The organism is Mangrovibacterium marinum, from assembly GCF_003046625.1.
Lineage (GTDB): Bacteria > Bacteroidota > Bacteroidia > Bacteroidales > Prolixibacteraceae > Mangrovibacterium > Mangrovibacterium marinum.
The window spans coordinates 176,146-194,900 of record NZ_QAAD01000001.1 but is presented as its reverse complement, the minus strand read 5'-3'; the positions used below and the strand labels follow the sequence as shown (position 1 = coordinate 194,900).

Sequence of the window (18,755 nt, the reverse complement as noted above, 5' to 3'; positions counted from 1 at the left end):
GTTACGATTTTATCAACGAAAGAGCAGTGGAAAAAGTATCGGCAGCCCGCAATTATCCTTTGAGCAGGTCGAGGCTTGCTTTTTGAATGCCTTTTTGGTCGTAGCCACATTCCCGCATCAGTTCTTCCTGGCTGCCATGTTCGATAAACCGGTCGGGTACCCCCAGGCGAACCACTTTGGCTGTGTACTGATGGTCGGCCATAAATTCGATCACTGCCGAGCCGAATCCACCTTGTATCGTACCGTCTTCGATGGTGATAATTTTATCGAACTGGTTAAAAATGCGGTGAAGTAGCTCTTCGTCCAGTGGCTTTACAAAGCGCATATCGTAGTGGGCAATCTCGAAGCCTTCTTTTTCAATGGCTTTAATGGCGCGCGAAGCATTAATGCCGGTGGTTCCGATGGACAGTATTGCCAAATCTTTGCCCTGCTTCAGTGTCCGGCCTTTGCCAATTGGAATTGGCTCGAATGCTTGCTTCCAATCAATCTGGCAGCCACAGCCTCTGGGGTATCGGATCGAAAACGGACCCCTGTTTTCCTGCTGAGCTGTGAACATCAGGTTGCGCAGTTCAATCTCATCCATCGGAGCCGAAACAATCATGTTCGGGATATGGCGCATGTAAGCGATATCGTAAACGCCGTGGTGCGTAGCTCCATCTGCCCCAACCAGTCCGGCACGATCCAGGCAGAATACCACATTTAGATTCTGGATGGCCACGTCGTGAATTATCTGGTCGTAGGCGCGCTGCATGAAGGTTGAGTAAATATTGCAAAACGGAACCATTCCCCGAATTGCCATGCCGGCAGAAAAGGTTACAGCATGTTGCTCGGCGATGCCTACGTCGAAGGCCCGATGGGGCATCTTTTCCATCATGATGTTTAAGGAGCTGCCACTTGGCATTGCCGGTGTTACCCCAACAATTTTTTCGTTTTTCTCAGCAAGTTCAACCAGGCTGTTGCCGAAGACGTTCTGAAACTTTGGTGGTTTATTCATGACGCACTCGCAGTCGAGTAGCTCGCCGGTAAGCTTGTTGAATTTCCCCGGAGCATGAAACTCGGTTTGGTTGAGCTCGGCCTGCTTAAAGCCTTTGCCCTTTTTGGTGAGTACATGTAGTAGCTTGGGGCCGGGAATATGCCTTAGATCCTGAAGCACCTTGGTCAGGTATTGGATGTCGTGTCCGTCAATAGGACCAAAGTAGCGGATTCCCAAACTCTCAAACAGGTTCGACTCTTTGAGCAAGGCCGATTTCAGGGCTCCTTCGGTTTTTTGAACCAGGCGACGTGCTTTGGGGCCAAAGCCGTTGAGCTTGCCCAGGCCGTCCCAAATTTCTTGTTTGAGCTTGTTGTACGACTTCGACTTGGAGATGTTTAGCAGGTAGTTGCTAACCCCGCCCACGTTTGGGTCGATAGCCATGTTGTTGTCGTTCAGTATAATCAGAACGTCGGAGTTGTTGACAACAGCATTGTTCAGCCCTTCGAAGGCCATTCCGCCGGTCATGGAGCCATCGCCGATAACGGCAACGATCTTGCGTTCCTTATCGTGCTGGATGTCGGCTGCTACAGCCATGCCCAGTGCAGCCGATATGGAGGTGCTGGCATGGCCAACACCAAAGGTGTCGTATACGCTTTCCGAGGGCTTGGGAAAGCCACTCAGCCCGTTATATTTTCGGTTGGTGTGAAACTGTTTCCTGCGGCCGGTTAATATCTTGTGCCCGTAAGCTTGGTGACCAACGTCCCAAACCAGCAAATCGTAAGGTGTTTTGTAAACGTAGTGAAGAGCAACAGTGAGCTCGACAACACCGAGACTGGCGCCAAAATGCCCCGGGTTTGTTGAAACCTCATCGATGATGAACTGTCTGAGTTCCGAACAGACGTTGGGTAATTCATCAATTTTCAGTTTCCGTAAGTCTTCCGGAGTGTTAATATTTTCCAGCAGTTTCACTGCACCTTCTTCCATGTTGCCAAAATTTGAGAGCCCACAAATATACGATTTATCGTTAATGGGAGCACTTTTAAATGTCGAAGATCCGTTAATCGGGTGGATTGGTTGTTGTTTGGGCGCTCCTGTTTTATAACCGTTACGTATGCCTTTGTCTGTTGGTGAATCGAACTAAATCCTGATATCCGACGGTTCGGAGAAGTTCTGCGGCTGAGTCGAAATGTCGTGCTACATGGCTCGTCCGGTGGGCGTCCGATGTTAAGGTGACGGGAATTTGATGGTGAAAACAGCGTTCAATAATGGTGGGTGAGGGGGTGAACTCGGCGCAGGGGCGGTCGTAACCTCCGGTGTTAAGTTCGACCACCAGATCGTGATTCTTAATAATCCGCAGGGTTTCGTCAATCAGTGCCGATTGATCCGTTTCCGGATAGATGCGAAATTTTTTGATAATATCCAGATGTCCGATAATGTCGAACAGGCCCGATTGAGCTGCTTTCTGAATGAGCCCGAAATAGCGCTGGTAAAGATGGTTGTTCGACCACTTGCCGTAAAGAGATTTGTCGGTGTCGAAATTCCAGTCGTCAATAAAATGAACCGAGCCGATGACGTAGTCCAGCGGCAATGAACTTAGTAATTGAGCAATTTCCGTCTCCCGGCCTTCCAGATAGTCAACCTCGGCTCCCAGTTTGATGGTAATCTGGTCGCGGTATTTATCGCGCAGCAGCTGCACTTGTTCAACCATCACCGGCAAGTCAACCCGGGCGATTGACCAGTCAACCGGGTTCAGACAGATATGATCGCTAAAGCCAATTTCGTCGAGCCCTTTGTCAATGGCTGCCTGAATCATTTCTTCATGCGTGTTCTTGCCGTCCGAAAGGATACTGTGTATATGGTAATCTGTCATTCCTATCATTGGAGTTTCTGTTATAGTTCTTTTGTTCGGACGATAAATTTAGTCAATGAAAATTCAAAATGAAAGCCCAAAGGACGAGCCGTGGTTTTTGGATGTTCTGTTGTCGTTGTTTTCAACAGTTGTCGGGTTGTCATCCCACATCTAATTAAAACCAGTTATTGACAATTGCGCCTTGGTGGCTTTGCGTGGTAGACTTTCCGACAAAAAAAAAGGCAGCTTAAATAAGCTGCCTCAAAGCCATGAAAACAATTAAACAATGTTCAGAAAACAGAAAACTAGAAACAATTATATTGTAAAAATCTCTTGTGTCTTTTTCTCCAGCAAGCTTTCAACACTCTTGGCAAAGTCGTTGGTCATGTTCTGAACGGTTGTTTCAGCATCTTTTTCCAAGTCCTCTGATAAGCCTGTTTTTAAAAGCTTTTTTAAGGCATCGTTCGCTTCCTTGCGGGCCGAACGAATCGCAACTTTTGCATTTTCGCCTTCTGTGTTAGCTTGCTTCGATAGTGACTTACGGCGTTCTTCGGTTAATGGTGGAACATTAATTCGAATAAGCTCGCCGTTGTTCTCCGGGTTGAAACCTAAATTGGCATTAATAATTGCTTTTTCAATTTCGGGAATCAATTGTTTTTCCCAGGGTTGAACGGCAATTGTTCGTGCATCGGGTGTGTTGATGTTCGAAACCTGCGCCAAAGGTGTCATACTTCCGTAGTAGTCAACGGTTACTCCGTCAAGCATTCGGGGCGAAGCCTTTCCTGCACGAATATGAACTAATTCCTTCTCCAAATGTTCGATGGCGGCTGCCATCCTTTCCTTACATAAATCTAATATCAGTTCTACTTCCTCTTCCATAAAATTTATATGGTCAGTTCATGTTTTTCTGTGCTGACAGCAAATATAGAAAAAATTAAAGAATATTGAAATTCGCGAAAAAAAAGTCATAAAAAATTGAAGGCGCAATCTTATAGGTGCACCAGAGTGCCAATGTTTTCGCCGGTTACAACTTTTTTCAAATTTCCTTTTTGGTCCATGTTGAAAACAATGATGGGCAGGTTGTTTTCCTTACACATGGTTGTTGCCGTAAGATCCATCACCTTCAATCCACGATTGTAAATCTCGTCGAACGAAATGTTATCGAACTTTTGGGCGGTGGGATCTTTTTCGGGATCAGCCGTGTAAATGCCGTCAACGCGTGTTCCTTTCAACATGACATCGGCTTCAATTTCGATGCCGCGCAGCGACGAGCCGGTGTCGGTCGTAAAATAAGGGTTGCCGGTGCCCGCCGAAAAGATGGCTACTTCGCCCCGTTCCAGGCTTTCAATGGCTTTGTCCTTCGAGTAAAACTCGCCAACAGGCTCCATCCGTATTGCCGTTAGTACCCGCGATTTGACGCCCACGGCTGTTAAGGCCGAATTTAAGGCCAGCGAGTTGATCACTGTTGCCAGCATGCCCATCTGGTCGCCTTTCACCCGGTCGAAGCCATTGGCCGCGCCGCTTAGTCCCCGGAAAATGTTTCCGCCGCCAATCACAATGCCGACTTGCACCCCCTGTTCATTAATTTCTTTGATCTGCTCGGCGTAGTCCTTCAGCATCGCTTGATCGATTCCGTATTCTTGTTGCCCCATCAGCGACTCGCCGCTTAGTTTGAGCAGTATGCGTTTGTATGTTACCATGATCGTATTTTTTTTGCAAAAGTATGAAAATTGAAAAGAACCGGGCCTGTTTCGTTTTTAACTTTCGGGGCAGCCGGCTTGCAATATGGCTACATCGTTAAGCCTGACAGATAATAATAGGGGAGAATTTCCATTTCGCAATTAATTATTACTTTTACAGCCGCTGATTTTCAAGAGTTATGACATTAAGCGTGATTTTATTTTTGATGGGATTTTTTAGAACGCTCTTTTTAGTTGTTATATTTTATTACCTCTTTCGGTTTATCGTGAAATTGCTGGCTCCGGTGTTCGGTTTTCAGCAAGTGAACCGAAAACAGCAGCAACAAAACCGACAAAAAGAGCAGCGAGTAGAAGGAGATGTGCGGGTGGAAAACCTGAAAGCTCAAAAGCCACATTACGCAAAAGATGAGGGCGAATATGTCGATTTTGAAGAGGTCGACTAGTTGAAAGTAGATAGACAGATAATAAACCAAAAATTAATATTCAACAGCAATTAACGCAATAGATTAATATGGCTCAGGAAGATATTTTTAAAAAGCTGGTTGCCCATTGCAAGGAGTACGGCTATGTGTTTCAGTCGAGTGAAATTTACGACGGATTGGGAGCGGTTTACGACTACGGCCAGAATGGTGTAGAACTGAAAAACAACATTAAAAAATATTGGTGGGACAGCATGGTGCTGTTGCACGAAAATGTGGTCGGTATTGATTCGGCTATTTTTATGCACCCAACCATTTGGAAAGCATCGGGCCATGTTGACGCCTTCAACGATCCGTTGATTGATAATAAGGATTCGAAAAAACGCTATCGTGCTGATGTGTTGATTGAAGAACAACTGGCTAAGTACGAAGAAAAAATGGATAAGGAAGTTGCCAAGGCTCAGAAGCGTTTTGGTGATGCTTTCGACGAAAAGCAGTTTCGCGAAACAAACCCACGGGTGCTGGCCAACCAGGAAAAATGGAATGCCCTGCATGCGCGCTTTTCCGATGCTCTGAATGCGTCGGATTTGGCTGAATTGAAGCAGATTATCGAGGATGAAGGTATTGTGTGCCCCATTAGTGGTAGCCGCAACTGGACAGATGTACGCCAGTTTAACCTGATGTTCTCAACTGATATGGGATCGACTGCCGACGGTGCATTGAAAATTTATTTGCGCCCCGAAACGGCTCAGGGGATTTTTGTGAACTACCTGAATGTGCAGAAAACCGGCCGTATGAAACTTCCCTTTGGGATTGCCCAAATTGGAAAGGCTTTCCGCAACGAGATTGTTGCCCGTCAGTTTATTTTCCGGATGCGCGAATTTGAACAGATGGAAATGCAGTTTTTTGTGAAGCCCGGAACCGAGCTCGACTGGTTTGACAAATGGAAAGAAACCCGCATTAACTGGCACCGTGCTCTTGGCTTTGGCGATGAGAACTATCGCTTCCACGTACACGAAAAACTGGCGCACTACGCCAATGCCGCCGTCGATGTGGAATATAAATTCCCCTTCGGCTTTAAAGAGGTTGAGGGGATCCACTCGCGTACCGATTTCGACTTGTCGCAACATCAAAAATATTCGGGAAAGAAAATTCAGTATTTCGATCCTGAGTTGGGCGAATCGTATGTGCCTTACGTAGTGGAAACCTCGATTGGCGTTGACCGGATGTTCCTCCAGGTTGTCGCTGCTTCGTACTGCGAAGAAGAGGTGGAAAGCAACGGCAAGAAGGATACCCGCGTGGTGATGAAGTTACCTCCGGTGTTGGCTCCGGTGAAATTGGCGGTTATGCCTTTGGTGAAAAAAGATGGCCTGCCCGAGAAAGCACGTGAAATCATCGACGATCTGAAATTCGATTTCAATTGCCAGTACGATGAGAAAGACAGTATTGGTAAGCGCTATCGTCGTCAGGATGCTATCGGAACGCCGTTTTGTGTAACGGTTGATCACCAAACGCTGGAAGACCAGACGGTGACGATCCGTTTCCGCGACACGATGGAACAAGAACGTGTGGCAATTGCCGAATTGAAAAACATGATTGCAGATCAAGTGAGCTTTAAAAAGCTTTTTGCAAAGCTTAAGTAGTTAAAACGAACAATAATATTTGGAAAGGCTCCCTTGTGGAGCCTTTTTTCTGTCTGGGAAGGTCGGTATGCTTACGAATTGAAAGTGGTCTTATGTCTCTTTTTTGTTGCTGGGTATCTATTGGGAATATTGACTGCTATTCATTTGGGTTTAGATTGATGTTGTTATGTAATTGCCATGCAGTTAGTGTGTTGTGGTCTATTATGTTGAAGAGCATAAAGATTATTTTTTGTAATTTTCTTCTATGTTTTGATCGGTTTTAATTGGTGTTTTCTTGATATTATCACAAAAAATAAACCTATAATCGGGTTTTTGCTTTCAATTTGAAAGTTGTTTGTTTTTAACAAAAATAAAACCTGCGTTTTGTCATCTTTCAGCTGTTGGCGGCGATGTACTTTTGCTAGTGTTATCAGAAACCAATTAAAACAAGATGACATGAAAACAAATCGTATTTTTTTAAGCTTGATCGTGGTTGCAATAATCGGGTTTGCAACAAATTTATATGCTTCTTCGAATGAGGCTTTCAACGACAACTATAAAATCTCGACGGTAGACCTTAGCTCGTCCGGTGTCAATGCGGTTCAGTGCTGGGATATTGTTTACGGCGATTCAAGTCGGCCGGTAAAGGTATTCTTAAAGCAAACGAAAAAGGGCGACGAGTACATTGTTCGGACCAACTACTTTGAGGTGAAGTATGTAAACGGGTCGAAAGGATTTGGCGTGCGTGAATTAAGCGGTAGTGAGCAGCGTGTGCCTGCCGACTTAAATTACAAAGTGATCAATTTGAACAGTTTTAATAGTCAGAAAATTATCAGTGGCTCACCAATTGAGCGGGAAAGAGCTTTGGAGATGATTGCCAGCTTTTTACCCGACTTGGTGAATGAGCAGTACAAAACAATACTAAACTAATAATTTTAATTTTTAAACAGCATTTTTGGAAGCCGTCACGTCCCCCCGTGGCGGCTTTTCTGATTTCATGGAGTTGGAGCACTCGGGTTCCAGTAAAAGTTGCTGTTTGTATCAAATTGAATGTTTGCAGCAATTCGCAAATCCCGGGATTATCGCTTGTTTTTTAATGTGCTTTTTCCAAAAAAGGGTGGTGGTCTTCGGAAAACCGGAAGGCCGGAGTGTTGGTTATTTCGTGCGTGAGCAGGATGGATGGTCTGGCCTCATGGGGACCGAATCCCTTGCCTGCCAGAATTTGCTGATAGCTTAGCGTGTGCAGATCGGTAAATCCGTCACTAAATTCAAAATTCTCACCGTTCAGCTGAAGCGATCGGTAGGTGCGTTGTCCTTTTTGCCGGATTTTTTGAGGGATATCATTTTCATCGAGACTTAAAAACCACCGCACCCGGGCATTTTTGAGTTCAAGAATCCCCGAGGCTTTGTCAACCTGGTTTAGCTGTACGTCGCTTTTTTGTACATCGCCAAAAATCCAGATCAGCATATCAAAAAAATGGATGCCAATATTGCAGACTACGCCTCCCGATTTCAGATCGTCGCCTTTCCAGCTTTCAAAATACCACTTTCCGCGCGAGGTAATGTAGGTGAGCTCAATGTCGAACAGACGATCCTTTGGTGCATGGGCAATTTTTTCTTTCAGAGCAATAATTGCAGGGTGCAGCCGAAGTTGAAGGATGTTGAAAACCTTTTTGCCGCTTTGTTCCTGCGCTTTGTCAATAGCCTCCAGTTCGCCGGGGTTCAGCACCATCGGTTTTTCACAAATAACATCGGTATCGGCATGTAGTGCCGTTTGTATGTGCATGGCATGCAGGTAGTTTGGGGTGCAGATGCTGGTGAAATCAATCGGGCGGCTGCTGATGTAGTGCTCGAACTGTTGGAAATCGGTAAAAAACTCCGAATCCGGGAAGTAGTTATCCAGGCGGCCAACCACATCGAAAGGATCGGTTGCAACAAGCAGGCGGTTTTCGGTGTCTTTGATTGCTCTGAGGTGTCGTTCTGCGACAAATCCGGCCGCGCCGATGAGGGCAAAGTTCTTCATTTTAAAGTTTGTATACTTTATCTGACTGTTCGTCAATTGCGTTCCTCAAATCTACAATCAACTGGGAGTTATTCAAAATAAAATTGGGATCGAATGCATCGTGATTCGTTGTGATGACCACACAATCGGCTGTTTTTAATAGATTTTCAGTGAGTTGAACCGCGCTTGTTTTTGTGTCTCCGCAGATGCTGATTGTCGGGATCAGGGGATCGTGATAGCAAAGCTCACCTCCTTTTTTCGCCACTTCTTCCATGATTTTCAGGGCGGGCGACTCGCGATAGTCGTTGATGTTGGCTTTGTAGGCTACCCCCAGAAAAAGAATCTTGCTTCCGTTGATTGCTTTTCTGTGTCGGTTCAGAGCCGAGGTGATCTTGATGGTCATGCGGTGAGCCATCATGTTGTTGATATGTCCGGCGGTGTGAATCAGGCTGAGGTCGAAATCGAATTTTTTGGCGATGTGCTCCAGGTAGAACGGATCGAGCGGTATGCAGTGTCCGCCAATGCCCGGGCCCGGGTAGAAAGGCTGAAAACCATAAGGCTTGGTTTTGGCCGCTTCAATGACCTCCCAGATGTCGATGTCCATTTTTCCGCACAACAGGGCTAACTCGTTAACCAGGCTGATGTTGACCAGCCGGTAGGTGTTTTCCATGATTTTCACCATCTCGGCTACACGCGGTGAGCTCACCGGGTGAACGTGGTCGACAATTTTCCGGTAAAGTTGCATGCCGATTTCCAGTCCCTCATCGGAGAGCGCGCCAATAACTTTGGGCGTGTTTCGCGTGTGAAACTGTTGGTTGCCCGGATCGACACGCTCGGGCGAATAGGCCAGCCAAAAGTCCCTCCCATGGATGAATTGCGAACGTTCTTTGAAGATGGGGAGCAGGAAATCCTCGGTTGTTGTGGGGTAGGTGGTGCTTTCCAGACAGATGAATGTGCCGGCGGTCATGTTGTCGGCAATAGCCGAGCAGGCTTGCTCAATATAGCTCATGTCGGGCTTCTTGAAGGCATCGAGCGGCGTGGGAACACAAATAAAGATGGCATCGGCATTGGCAAGTTGCGAAAAATCGCTGCTTGCTTTTAGCTTGCCACTGCTGACAAGTTGTTCAATTTTATCGGTCGCCAAATCGCGCACATAGTTCCGGCCGGCATTGATGGCTTCCACCCGTTCGTCATAAGTATCCAGGCCGGTTACTGCAAGTCCCTCGGCAGCGAAGGCCACCGCCAGGCGCAGGCCAATTTCACCCAGGCCAATAACGGCAATTTTTACATCCGAGGATGCAATTTTTTGTACTATCTGGTCTTTCAGGTTCATGCTTTTAAAACTAATTCACCATTTACAAGTTGATATTGTTCGCCGGTCTCGGGGCAGCAAAGCGACTTGTTTAGCCGCAGCCCGGCACGGCTAACCCAGCCGGTTTGTGTGGCCGGATTTCCGGTCATCAGTGCGTGTGCTTTCACATTTTTGGTGACCACGGCTCCCGCGCCAATCAACGCATAGGCGCCAATGGTCAGCCCGCAAACGATGGTGGCGTTGGCTCCGATTGTAGCGCCACGCCTGACCGTTGTTGTGGAAAACTCCGACTTGCGTTCAATGAAAGCTCGTGGATTTTTTACATTGGTAAATACACAGCCGGGGCCGCAGAAAACATCATCTTCCAAGACCACGGAGTCGTAAATACTAACGTTATTCTGAATTTTGACCCCATTCCCAATTTGGGCTTCCCCGCCGACAAAAACGTTTTGCCCCAGGATGCAGTTGTTCCCAACGCGGGCGCCACCCATGAGGTGGCAGAAGTGCCATATTTTTGTGTCGGCACCAATTTGTGCCCCGTCATCGACACAGGCCGAGGGGTGAATGAAATGCTCACTTTTCATGCTTGAGAAAATCTTGAAGGCTTTGTGCAATGTACCGAATTTCTTCGATTGTCAGAAATGCATGCATGGGCAGCGACAGGACGGTCTCGGACAGTAGTGAGGCAACTTCGAAACTATCGGCCCCTTCGCCGATACCCGCAAAGGCCTCCTGAAACGGAAGCGGTACCGGGTAATGAATGTTGGTGGGGATGCCTCGCTTGTCAAGGTATTCTTTAGCTTGATCGCGGTTGGGCAGGCCAATGGTATACTGTGCCCACACGCTTTCGTGCGCGGCAGCCACTTCGGGTAAAAAAATGCCTTGGGGAAGCAGTTGTTTGTAGATGCCGGCAATCTCCTGACGTGCTTTAATCTCCTCGTCCAGATGTTTGAGTTTTACCCGCAATACCGCCGCCTGAATGGTGTCCAGCCGCGAGTTTAACCCAATGAGCTGGTGGTGGTAACGCATGGTTTGTCCGTGCGCTTTCAGGGCGCGAAGTTTCTCGGCCAATACGTCATTGTTGGTGAAAATGGCGCCCCCATCGCCATAGCAGCCCAGTGGTTTAGCCGGGAAAAAGCTGGTGGTTGCCAAATCGGTTAAAGAGCCCGACTTTTGGCTCTGAAAATCTGCGCCGAACGACTGAGCCCCGTCTTCGATGGTCCACAAGCCGTGCTGCTCGGCCAGCGCGTTGATGGCTTCGAAGTTGGCACATTGCCCGAACAGCGATACGCCGATGATGGCTTTGGTGCGGCTGGTGATCTTGGCTTCAATCTTCTCCACATCAATATTGAAATCCAGCGGCGAAACATCAACAAACACCGGTGTGGCTGCCAGCAGTCGTGTCATGCTGGCGGGCGAGATGAAACTGAAAGCCGGGCAGATCACTTCCTCGCCGGGTTGCAAGTCCAGCGCCATCAGGCTAAGCAACAGTGCATCGGTGCCCGAGGCGCAGCTGATGGTGTGTTTTACCCCAACATAGGCCGACAGCTCCGCTTCCAGTAAGGCTACCTCTTCGCCGTTGATGTATCTGGACGAGTTAAGCACTTGCTGAATCGCTTCGTCGATCTCATTTTTATAGGCGTTGTATTGTCGTTGCAGGTCGTTAAATTGCATGCTGTGATTATTTTGTTTTTGCCACGAAATTGAAATCTAAAAGTAACGGAATTTGCCTGTTTTATCTGCCAATCGGAGCGAAAAGATTGGCTATTGCCGGTTTCGGGCTCCGGCAATGGGCACACCATGGTTGGTTGAGGGAGCTGTTTTTGAAAAACGACGTTTGTTTGTGCCCGAATTTTGAGAATATTTCCCGGTAGGAAAAATAAACATATTGTCGTTAAGCTGATTTTTGTACTTTTAGTTCACGAATAAAGAATGGTAATTCCGGGTTTCCGGCGGCGATGTGTTTGGCTCCCGGGAACAAGGTGTAGATCCGGGCATTTCATCCGGATTTCGACTAAAATTCACAGTTCATGAAAATTGTACTCATAGGGGCGGCCCACCCGTACCGGGGAGGGCTGGCGTCATATAACGAGCGCCTGGCAAAAGAGTTGCAGAAGCAGGGGCACGATGTGCATATCTGTACGTTTACGGTTCAGTATCCGTCGTTTTTGTTTCCCGGGAAAACACAGTACTCGGCAGAACCGGCTCCCGAAGGATTGTCGATTGAACGTTGCGTAAACTCGGTGAACCCGATTAATTGGATGACCGTGGGGAGACGCATCGCGAAGATGGAGCCCGATCTGGTACTTGTTAAATATTGGTTGCCTTTGATGGGGCCTTGCTTTGGCACAATTTTGCGGCAAATACGGCGCCGGTCGCGAGCGAAGATCATTACTATCGTTGACAATATGATTCCGCACGAACCCCGGCCGGGAGATATCCCTTTTACCCGGTATTTTGCCCGTGCTGTCGATGGTTTTGTAGCCATGTCGAAGACGGTACTGGCCGATATCGATCAGTTTGATCAGACGAAAGCACGCATGCTGTCGCCTCACCCTATTTTCGACAATTTTGGAGCGGCAGAGGCTCGCGAAAAAGCACTGGAGCAGCTCAAGCTGGATCCGCACTATCGCTATGTGTTGTTCTTTGGCTTGATTCGGGGCTATAAAGGGCTTGATCTGGCGCTGGAAGCTTTTCGTGATCAACGACTCAAAGAGCGGGGTATCAGGCTGATTGTGGCCGGCGAACATTACGGCGACCGAAAAGTATATGATGAAATTATTGCCCGGTATGCTTTGTCCGACCTTATTGTCGAGTTCCCTCGGTTTATACAGGACTCGGAAGTAACGCATTTTTTCAGTGCTGCCGATTTGGTTGTTCAGCCCTATAAGTCGGCTACGCAGAGTGGTGTGACACAGATAGCCTATCATTTTAATAAACCCATGGTGGTGACCAATGTTGGTGGACTACCCGAAATGTGCCCGCACGGGCGGGTAGGCTATGTGGTGGAGACCAATGCCGGGGAAATTGCCAACGCGATTGTGCAGTTCTTTGAACAGGGAAAAGGGCCGGAAATGGCTGCTAATATCCGCGACGAAAAGAAGAGGTACAGCTGGGCAATCCTGGCCGAAAACATCCTGAAACTGACTCAAACGATTCAAAAATGATTTATAGAAGCAAGGCTCCGCTGCGAATTGGCCTGGCCGGAGGAGGAACCGATGTAAGTCCGTTTACCGACCTGCATGGTGGAGCTATCCTGAATGCCACCATCAACCTGTATGCTTATGCCTCCATTGTTCCGCGCCACGACGGAAAAATCGTCATTCATGCCGCCGATAAGGCGAAACGAGTTGAATACGATTCGGAGGAACATGTTGATGTTGCTCGCTGCCGGGATATTTGCCTGCAACTGGGGGTTTATAATCGCATTGTGAAAGATTTTGCGAAAAAGCCGCTCGCTTTCGAATTGACCACGTCCATTGATGTGGCTGCCGGTTCAGGACTGGGGACTTCTTCAACCCTGGTGGTGGCAATTATCGGTGCTTTTGTCGAGTGGCTGAAGCTGCCCTTGGGTGAATATGATATGGCTCGACTGGCTTACTCAATCGAACGGGAAGATCTGGCAATGAGTGGCGGACGGCAGGATCAGTATGCGGCGACCTTTGGCGGGGTGAACTTTATGGAGTTTTATGCCGACGAGAAGGTGGTGGTCAATCCCCTGCGAATCCGCAACGGCATTCTTCATAATCTCGAATATCACCTGCCCTTGTTTTATACCCGGACCACCCGCGAGTCGGCCAGCATTATCGATGAGCAAAAGCAAAACGTTGGGCAAAATAAGCAGGATGCCATTCAGGCAACACTGAAGCTGAAAGAGCAGTCGTTTTGGATGAAGGAAGCGCTCCTGAAGGGCAATATCTCCGAGATGGGCGAGATCCTGAACCACGGCTGGAACTCCAAGAAAAAGATGGCCCGAAATATTACCAATCCCTATATCGATCAGTTGTACGATACGGCTATGGAGGCCGGAGCGTCCGGTGGAAAAATATCGGGTGCCGGCGGTGGAGGCTTTATGTTTTTTTATTGCCCGGCCGAGACCAAACATCAGGTCATAAAAGCGCTGGCAAGTGTCGGCGCCGATTATTACCGGTATAACTTTGTAAAGGAAGGAGTGTTGACATGGACAAGCAAGGAATAATAACGAGTAACCTGCGAGCAGCTCTTCTGGTTAAAGAGAAAATGCTGAACGATTCGCCTTTTCAGCAGGATATAGCAAAGGCCGTTGATGTAATTGTGGATTGTTTCCGCAAAGGCGGGAAGGTGCTCTTTTGCGGCAATGGCGGAAGTGCTGCCGATGCGCAACATCTGGCGGCCGAGCTGTCGGGTCGCTACTATTACGACCGGCCTCCCTTGTTTGCGGAGGCTTTGCATGTGAATACCTCGTATTTAACAGCGGTTTCCAACGACTATTCCTTCGATATATCTTACCTCCGGCTGGTGAAAGCTTTCGTCTCCCGCGGCGATGTGCTGGTTTCTTTGTCAACCTCGGGGAACTCCAAAAATATTGTTAATGCTGTGCGGGAGGCCAATGCTATGGGCGCTTACACCATTGGCCTTACCGGCGAGGGGGGCGGCCAACTGGCCGGCTTGTGCCAGATGGTATTTAAAGTGCCCTCGGACGATACCCCGCGTATCCAGGAAGGACAGATGTTTGTCGGGCACACGATATGCGAGATGGTTGAACGAATTATTTTTCCGCAGTGATGAGTAAAATAAGTGAAGCTTTAATTCTGGCTGGTGGCCTCGGAACCCGTTTACGTTCGGTTTCCGAAGGCAATCCAAAAGCCTTGGTCGGGATCGCCGGGAAGCCTTTTCTGGAATATTTGCTCGACTATCTGATCCATTGCGGAATTGAACGATTTGTTTTCTCGGTGGGCTATAAGGCTGCAAATGTGCAGGCGCACTTTGGCAAGTCGTATTCGGGGAAGCCAATTGAATATGCTGTTGAGGCTAAGCCGCTGGGTACAGGTGGGGCAATCGTCAATTCGTTGAGCTTTACCACTTCGGACCATGTTTTGGTGGTTAATGGCGACTCTATTTTCCTGACCGATATTCAGCAGCAGTTTCGGGAACACCTACGCCGCAAGGCCGATGTAACCTTAGCGCTGAAAAAGATGCAATCGTTCGATCGCTACGGCAGCGTTGTTGTCGCGGACGATCAGCGGATCGTGGCTTTTAAGGAAAAAGAATTTACGGAAGAAGGCTTGATCAATGGCGGAGTTTATATTGTTGATGTGGCGAAGTTTAAAGTGAATGATTTTCCTGAAAAGTTTTCAATTGAGAACGATTATTTTCAGAAGAAGGTTTTAGAACGCAAGTTTTACGGCGTTGAAAGTGACGGCTATTTTATCGACATCGGCGTGCCGGACGACTTTAGAAAAGCACAGCATGAGTTTAGAAGATTTACAAATCGATAAGCGTTGGACGCTTTTTCTGGATCGCGATGGAGTGATCAATCAGAAAATTGATGGCGACTACGTTCGTAACCTCGATCAGTTTGTGGTGCTCGATGGTGTTGTTGAGGCTCTTGCTCGTTTAAGCGAAGTCTTTGGACGCATCATTGTGGTTACCAACCAGCAAAGAGTTGGTAAAGGCCTGATGAGCATGGCCGAAGTTGAGGCGATTCACGCCAGCCTGAGCCGGGAGCTTGAGCAGGCCGGCGGACGCATTGACCGCTTTTATGTAGCGCCGCAGCTGAAGTCGGCGAACTCCGAATTTCGCAAACCACAAACCGGCATGGCGCTGTCCGCCCGAACCGACTTCCCCGAAATTGATTTCGCGAAAAGTATCATGGTTGGCGACTCGGCCAGCGATATCGAATTTGGACACCGCCTGGGGATGGTCACTTGTCTGGTTGGCAATTTATCCGCTAGCACAAGGGCCGATTTTCAGCTGCATTCGTTAGCCGATTTGCCGGATTTAATTTTGCCGACAGCTAATGCCGATTCGAACTAAGGGGTTGGCCCGACGGTGACTTTTATCGCTGTTTTGCAGGCTGCTTGTTCTGCCGATCCATTTAGAATCGTATTTTTAGGGCTAATTTTCTTTTAGCATCCTGTAATGATCGAGATTTCAGCTATTATTTCAACCTATAACCGGGCGCAGTATTTAGATGGATTGTTTGCTTCTATCCTGCAACAAACCATCGACCCGGCATGTTACGAGGTGGTTATTGTTAATAATAATTGTACCGACAACACCGAGCAGAAATGCCGGCAGTTTATGGCCGAAAACCCGGGTTTGCGGATTGTGTACTGTGTCGAGCATCAGCAGGGACTGTCGTTTGGCCGTAACCGGGGGATTCGCGAGTCGTCGGGGCGTTATGTTACATTTCTGGACGACGATGCGGTACTGACCGATGATTTTTTTGAACAGACCATCGCCTTTTTTAAAAGTCATCCCCAGGTGTCAGCCATTGGGGGCAAAATTTTGTTGAAATATCTGGATCGAAAGCCGAAGTGGTATAACCCGTATTTGGCGTCCTTGTTGGGCTATTTCAATAAGGGCGATCGCGAAATGCCTTTCAGCAACGACTATTTTCGCGGATCGAATATGTCGTTTCATCGAAGCTTATTCGATAAATACGAGGGATTTAACACTTCGCTGGGGCGTGTTGGACGACAGTTGTACGGCAACGAGGAAAAAGAGCTTTTCTACCGCTTGAAAGAACGTGGCGAAGAAATGTGGTACGTTCCGTCGGCCGTTGTCTTACATCTGGTTCCCATTGAGCGAACTTACTCTGAGTTCATCAAACGCCAGGCGCTCGGAACCGGCAAAAGCCAGCGCCAACATGCCCAGGTGCAAGGCAAAACAGCCATACTGCTAAGCGTGGTGAAAGAGTTGCTCAAATGGGGAGCCACCCTGGCTTTAGCCCTTGGATACCTGCTGCAAGCAAAAGCCCGCGTTGCCCAAATGCTAATCTTGTTCCGCTGGTGGGTGAGCCGGGGAATGTTGGAAGGATAAGTTTAGCTCGATTGGTCTGGTTTTAAATAGAACGCATGCAGGTTGTGCGTTATCCGTTGATCTTCAGGTGGTAGTTCCATGTAATTGCCGTAGTGTTTACTGAGGTATTCCCGATAGCCGCTGATACAATGAAACGAGGCATCCTCGAAAGTCAGGGAGACCGTATTTTCAAAATAGCTTTTCTCCATCTTTTCTTTCATGCCGTAAACACCTCCGGCAATCACGCCGGCGTAGTCCGACTTCTCATAGCGATGAAGGAAAATCAGCGTCTGGTAAAGCTTGTCGATGAATGTGACCGGGCATAAGGCGGAAGCGAATCTCCAAATAAACTGATAGCGCGATTTCTTCCCGAAATAAGCGTTGCCATGGATTTTAAAAGACCGGAGGCTCCACAATAATGTTGCACACTTTATTTTGATTTTTGAGAGACGATCGCTTTTCGGAAAACCATCAATGGGAAAGATATCGATAAAAATTCCGGTCCGGATTAATTGATCGGATAGTTGGGTTTTTGTATTGATTATTTTCGCATAAGGGTACGGAAGTGTAGGGTGTGTTTTAAACTCTTGGAGTTCCAGCTCCGGCGTACTGTTGACTTGGGCAAACAGGCTTATTAGCCGTTCATAATCAGCTCGTGGCATCATGATGTCAATGTCGTCGTCCCAAGGGATAAATCCTTTATGGCGAACAGCGCCCAGTAGTGTTCCTCCTCCCAGCGAATATCTGAGATTGTTTTCAACACAAATCGAATGAACGGCCTTCAGGATATCCAGTTCGATGGTTTTAATTTCATCCAGTGAGATTTGTTTCATCGACAGAAGCTTTTAAGTGTTCTTCTAATCCCCTCGTTGAGGCTAATGGCTGGTTTCCAGCCCAGTTCTTCAACCTTTCGGGTATCGAGTTGAGTCCGTTCGTAGTTACAATATCCTTTCGGGGTCTGGTCTTGCGGAGGAATGAGAACGGGTTGGTGGTTTCCCGAGACTTTTTGTAATAAGCGGGCGAGGTCGGCAATTCGGATGGGTTCCGACTCGTTGGCGATGTTGTAGGCGTGGTTGTCTTGTCCCTGCAGCAAGATCCTGAAAACAGCCTGCAGTGTATCTGTAAGGTAACAAAATGCTCGTTCTGCGGTGCCTGATGCGTGCAGTTGGATAGGCTGTTTGTTCAGAATTGAGTTGAAGAAGTCGGCCATTACCCGGCCATCATTATGGGTTCGCATACCGGGACCGTAAGTGTGAGCAATTCGCAAACTGTTAAACGAGATGCCGTATTGTAATGAATAGCTCTTTAAAAGCGATTCTGCAATCCGCTTGCTTTCCGGATAGCAGGATCTTTCGTCCAGGGGATCGAGAACTCCCATTTCATTTTCGTTAATTTTATTCGTATTCGTCACTTTTCCGTAAACCTCGCGGGTGGACGTAAAGAGTATCTTTTGTGTATTTTTCGATCGTGCTAATTCCAGTACATTTAAAGTGCCGATTGTGTTGGCTTTGATAATTCCTGTGGGGTCGTTGTTTATCTGATATGGGCTTGCTGCTCCGGCGGCATGAAATATATAGTCGACCTCAGCATGAAGCTCGATTGGGCTGCAAACGTCCTGAATCAGAAAATTAATCGCGTGATCTGGCTGTCCAAAAAGCTGCTTCAGCTTTTGTTTGTTACGTGCCAGCAGGAATAAACGGATGTTGTAGTTGTATTTTTCGTTTAGGAAAAGAAACATGAATGACAGGTAGGAGGCGAGCATACCTGTAGCCCCGGTTATCAAAACGGTTTTGTTTTGTAAGGGCTCCCAGTTTATCGAAGTTTCGTAAAGTTCTTCTAAGTCGTGTTGAATAATTGGATGCTGAAAGTTTATCAT

Annotated in this window: 19 protein-coding genes; 9 read left to right on the top strand and 10 right to left on the bottom strand. The window is 47.6% G+C overall.

Going from position 1 to position 18,755, the window contains the following annotated elements; genetic code table 11:
- Positions 1-52: 52 nt before the first annotated feature.
- From dxs to pyrH, 4 genes are all read right to left on the bottom strand, one after another.
- A complete protein-coding gene (dxs, locus tag C8N47_RS00775; RefSeq protein WP_107820606.1) occupies positions 53-1,957 on the bottom strand; it encodes a 1-deoxy-D-xylulose-5-phosphate synthase in 1,905 nt (634 codons plus the stop codon).
- A 121-nt stretch (positions 1,958-2,078) separates the two neighbouring features.
- The gene (locus C8N47_RS00770) at positions 2,079-2,843 is read right to left on the bottom strand and encodes a histidinol-phosphatase (protein ID WP_170111252.1); all 765 of its coding nucleotides are present in this window, start codon (positions 2,841-2,843) and stop codon (positions 2,079-2,081) included.
- Positions 2,844-3,137: 294 nt separating this feature from the next.
- The gene (gene frr, locus C8N47_RS00765) at positions 3,138-3,701 is read right to left on the bottom strand and encodes a ribosome recycling factor (RefSeq protein ID WP_107820604.1); all 564 of its coding nucleotides are present in this window, start codon (positions 3,699-3,701) and stop codon (positions 3,138-3,140) included.
- 110 nt (positions 3,702-3,811) lie between these two features.
- Positions 3,812-4,522, bottom strand: coding sequence for a UMP kinase (gene pyrH / locus C8N47_RS00760; RefSeq protein WP_107820603.1), 711 nt, complete (start codon positions 4,520-4,522; stop codon positions 3,812-3,814).
- A 206-nt stretch (positions 4,523-4,728) separates the two neighbouring features.
- Between pyrH and C8N47_RS00755 the strand changes: the two genes are divergently transcribed.
- The 3 genes from C8N47_RS00755 (at position 4,729) to C8N47_RS00740 (ending at position 7,493) form a co-directional block, all read left to right on the top strand.
- Positions 4,729-4,965: a DUF4834 domain-containing protein gene (locus C8N47_RS00755; RefSeq protein ID WP_146161396.1), complete on the top strand. Its 237-nt coding sequence runs from the start codon at positions 4,729-4,731 to the stop codon at positions 4,963-4,965.
- A gap of 68 nt (positions 4,966-5,033) precedes the next feature.
- The gene (locus C8N47_RS00750) at positions 5,034-6,584 is read left to right on the top strand and encodes a glycine--tRNA ligase (RefSeq protein WP_107820601.1); all 1,551 of its coding nucleotides are present in this window, start codon (positions 5,034-5,036) and stop codon (positions 6,582-6,584) included.
- A gap of 435 nt (positions 6,585-7,019) precedes the next feature.
- A complete protein-coding gene (locus C8N47_RS00740) occupies positions 7,020-7,493 on the top strand; it encodes a hypothetical protein (protein ID WP_107820599.1) in 474 nt (157 codons plus the stop codon).
- A 163-nt stretch (positions 7,494-7,656) separates the two neighbouring features.
- On the opposite strand, the gene C8N47_RS00735 is transcribed toward C8N47_RS00740, so the two are convergent.
- Genes C8N47_RS00735 through C8N47_RS00720 form a run of 4 tightly spaced genes read right to left on the bottom strand, consistent with a single transcriptional unit; the run spans position 7,657 to position 11,551 of the window.
- The gene (locus C8N47_RS00735; RefSeq protein WP_107820598.1) at positions 7,657-8,586 is read right to left on the bottom strand and encodes a Gfo/Idh/MocA family protein; all 930 of its coding nucleotides are present in this window, start codon (positions 8,584-8,586) and stop codon (positions 7,657-7,659) included.
- Between the two features lies 1 nt (position 8,587).
- Positions 8,588-9,898 carry a nucleotide sugar dehydrogenase gene (locus tag C8N47_RS00730; RefSeq protein WP_107820597.1) on the bottom strand — a complete coding sequence of 437 codons (1,311 nt, stop codon included), beginning with the start codon at positions 9,896-9,898 and terminating at the stop codon, positions 8,588-8,590.
- Positions 9,895-10,461, bottom strand: a complete 567-nt coding sequence (locus tag C8N47_RS00725; protein WP_107820596.1) for an acyltransferase — start codon at positions 10,459-10,461, stop codon at positions 9,895-9,897. The genes C8N47_RS00730 and C8N47_RS00725 overlap by 4 nt, the downstream gene beginning before the upstream one ends.
- Positions 10,451-11,551 carry a DegT/DnrJ/EryC1/StrS family aminotransferase gene (locus C8N47_RS00720; protein WP_107820595.1) on the bottom strand — a complete coding sequence of 367 codons (1,101 nt, stop codon included), beginning with the start codon at positions 11,549-11,551 and terminating at the stop codon, positions 10,451-10,453. The genes C8N47_RS00725 and C8N47_RS00720 overlap by 11 nt, the downstream gene beginning before the upstream one ends.
- A gap of 356 nt (positions 11,552-11,907) precedes the next feature.
- Here C8N47_RS00720 and C8N47_RS00715 point away from each other — a divergent pair, with 356 nt between their 5' ends.
- From C8N47_RS00715 to C8N47_RS00690, 6 genes are all read left to right on the top strand, one after another.
- Positions 11,908-13,044 (top strand): glycosyltransferase, encoded by a 1,137-nt coding sequence (locus tag C8N47_RS00715; RefSeq protein ID WP_107820594.1) that lies wholly within the window; start codon positions 11,908-11,910, stop codon positions 13,042-13,044.
- Entirely contained in the window at positions 13,041-14,075 is a 1,035-nt protein-coding gene (locus C8N47_RS00710; protein WP_107820593.1) for a GHMP family kinase ATP-binding protein, read from the top strand. The genes C8N47_RS00715 and C8N47_RS00710 overlap by 4 nt, the downstream gene beginning before the upstream one ends.
- Positions 14,057-14,641, top strand: coding sequence for a D-sedoheptulose-7-phosphate isomerase (locus C8N47_RS00705; protein ID WP_107820592.1), 585 nt, complete (start codon positions 14,057-14,059; stop codon positions 14,639-14,641). The genes C8N47_RS00710 and C8N47_RS00705 overlap by 19 nt, the downstream gene beginning before the upstream one ends.
- Positions 14,641-15,354: a nucleotidyltransferase family protein gene (locus tag C8N47_RS00700; protein ID WP_107820591.1), complete on the top strand. Its 714-nt coding sequence runs from the start codon at positions 14,641-14,643 to the stop codon at positions 15,352-15,354. Before C8N47_RS00705 ends, C8N47_RS00700 begins: the two co-directional genes overlap by 1 nt.
- The gene (locus C8N47_RS00695; protein WP_107820590.1) at positions 15,326-15,892 is read left to right on the top strand and encodes a D-glycero-alpha-D-manno-heptose-1,7-bisphosphate 7-phosphatase; all 567 of its coding nucleotides are present in this window, start codon (positions 15,326-15,328) and stop codon (positions 15,890-15,892) included. The genes C8N47_RS00700 and C8N47_RS00695 overlap by 29 nt, the downstream gene beginning before the upstream one ends.
- A gap of 105 nt (positions 15,893-15,997) precedes the next feature.
- A complete protein-coding gene (locus tag C8N47_RS00690) occupies positions 15,998-16,900 on the top strand; it encodes a glycosyltransferase family 2 protein (RefSeq protein WP_107820589.1) in 903 nt (300 codons plus the stop codon).
- Between the two features lie 2 nt (positions 16,901-16,902).
- Here the strand turns inward: C8N47_RS00690 and C8N47_RS00685 are convergent, their stop codons facing one another.
- Complete coding sequence (locus C8N47_RS00685) at positions 16,903-17,712, bottom strand: LicD family protein (RefSeq protein ID WP_107820588.1); 810 nt, start codon at positions 17,710-17,712, stop codon at positions 16,903-16,905.
- Positions 17,709-18,755: an NAD-dependent epimerase/dehydratase family protein gene (locus tag C8N47_RS00680; RefSeq protein WP_107820587.1), complete on the bottom strand. Its 1,047-nt coding sequence runs from the start codon at positions 18,753-18,755 to the stop codon at positions 17,709-17,711. Before C8N47_RS00680 ends, C8N47_RS00685 begins: the two co-directional genes overlap by 4 nt.

Excerpts from the sequence above, each read along its gene's own strand:
- C8N47_RS00770 (WP_170111252.1), bottom strand. The coding sequence starts at position 2,843 with ATGACAGATTACCATATACACAGTATCCTTTCGGACGGCAAGAACACG.
- C8N47_RS00750 (WP_107820601.1), top strand. The coding sequence starts at position 5,034 with ATGGCTCAGGAAGATATTTTTAAAAAGCTGGTTGCCCATTGCAAGGAG.
- C8N47_RS00700 (WP_107820591.1), top strand. The coding sequence starts at position 14,641 with ATGAGTAAAATAAGTGAAGCTTTAATTCTGGCTGGTGGCCTCGGAACC.
- C8N47_RS00715 (WP_107820594.1), top strand. The coding sequence starts at position 11,908 with ATGAAAATTGTACTCATAGGGGCGGCCCACCCGTACCGGGGAGGGCTG.
- C8N47_RS00725 (WP_107820596.1), bottom strand. The coding sequence starts at position 10,461 with ATGAAAAGTGAGCATTTCATTCACCCCTCGGCCTGTGTCGATGACGGG.
- C8N47_RS00690 (WP_107820589.1), top strand. The coding sequence starts at position 15,998 with ATGATCGAGATTTCAGCTATTATTTCAACCTATAACCGGGCGCAGTAT.
- C8N47_RS00710 (WP_107820593.1), top strand. The coding sequence starts at position 13,041 with ATGATTTATAGAAGCAAGGCTCCGCTGCGAATTGGCCTGGCCGGAGGA.
- C8N47_RS00730 (WP_107820597.1), bottom strand. The coding sequence starts at position 9,898 with ATGAACCTGAAAGACCAGATAGTACAAAAAATTGCATCCTCGGATGTA.
- C8N47_RS00755 (WP_146161396.1), top strand. The coding sequence starts at position 4,729 with ATGGGATTTTTTAGAACGCTCTTTTTAGTTGTTATATTTTATTACCTC.
- C8N47_RS00735 (WP_107820598.1), bottom strand. The coding sequence starts at position 8,586 with ATGAAGAACTTTGCCCTCATCGGCGCGGCCGGATTTGTCGCAGAACGA.
- C8N47_RS00685 (WP_107820588.1), bottom strand. The coding sequence starts at position 17,712 with ATGAAACAAATCTCACTGGATGAAATTAAAACCATCGAACTGGATATC.
- dxs (WP_107820606.1), bottom strand. The coding sequence starts at position 1,957 with ATGGAAGAAGGTGCAGTGAAACTGCTGGAAAATATTAACACTCCGGAA.
- frr (WP_107820604.1), bottom strand. The coding sequence starts at position 3,701 with ATGGAAGAGGAAGTAGAACTGATATTAGATTTATGTAAGGAAAGGATG.
- pyrH (WP_107820603.1), bottom strand. The coding sequence starts at position 4,522 with ATGGTAACATACAAACGCATACTGCTCAAACTAAGCGGCGAGTCGCTG.
- C8N47_RS00740 (WP_107820599.1), top strand. The coding sequence starts at position 7,020 with ATGAAAACAAATCGTATTTTTTTAAGCTTGATCGTGGTTGCAATAATC.
- C8N47_RS00720 (WP_107820595.1), bottom strand. The coding sequence starts at position 11,551 with ATGCAATTTAACGACCTGCAACGACAATACAACGCCTATAAAAATGAG.
- C8N47_RS00705 (WP_107820592.1), top strand. The coding sequence starts at position 14,057 with ATGGACAAGCAAGGAATAATAACGAGTAACCTGCGAGCAGCTCTTCTG.
- C8N47_RS00680 (WP_107820587.1), bottom strand. The coding sequence starts at position 18,755 with ATGATAAACTTTCAGCATCCAATTATTCAACACGACTTAGAAGAACTT.
- C8N47_RS00695 (WP_107820590.1), top strand. The coding sequence starts at position 15,326 with ATGAGTTTAGAAGATTTACAAATCGATAAGCGTTGGACGCTTTTTCTG.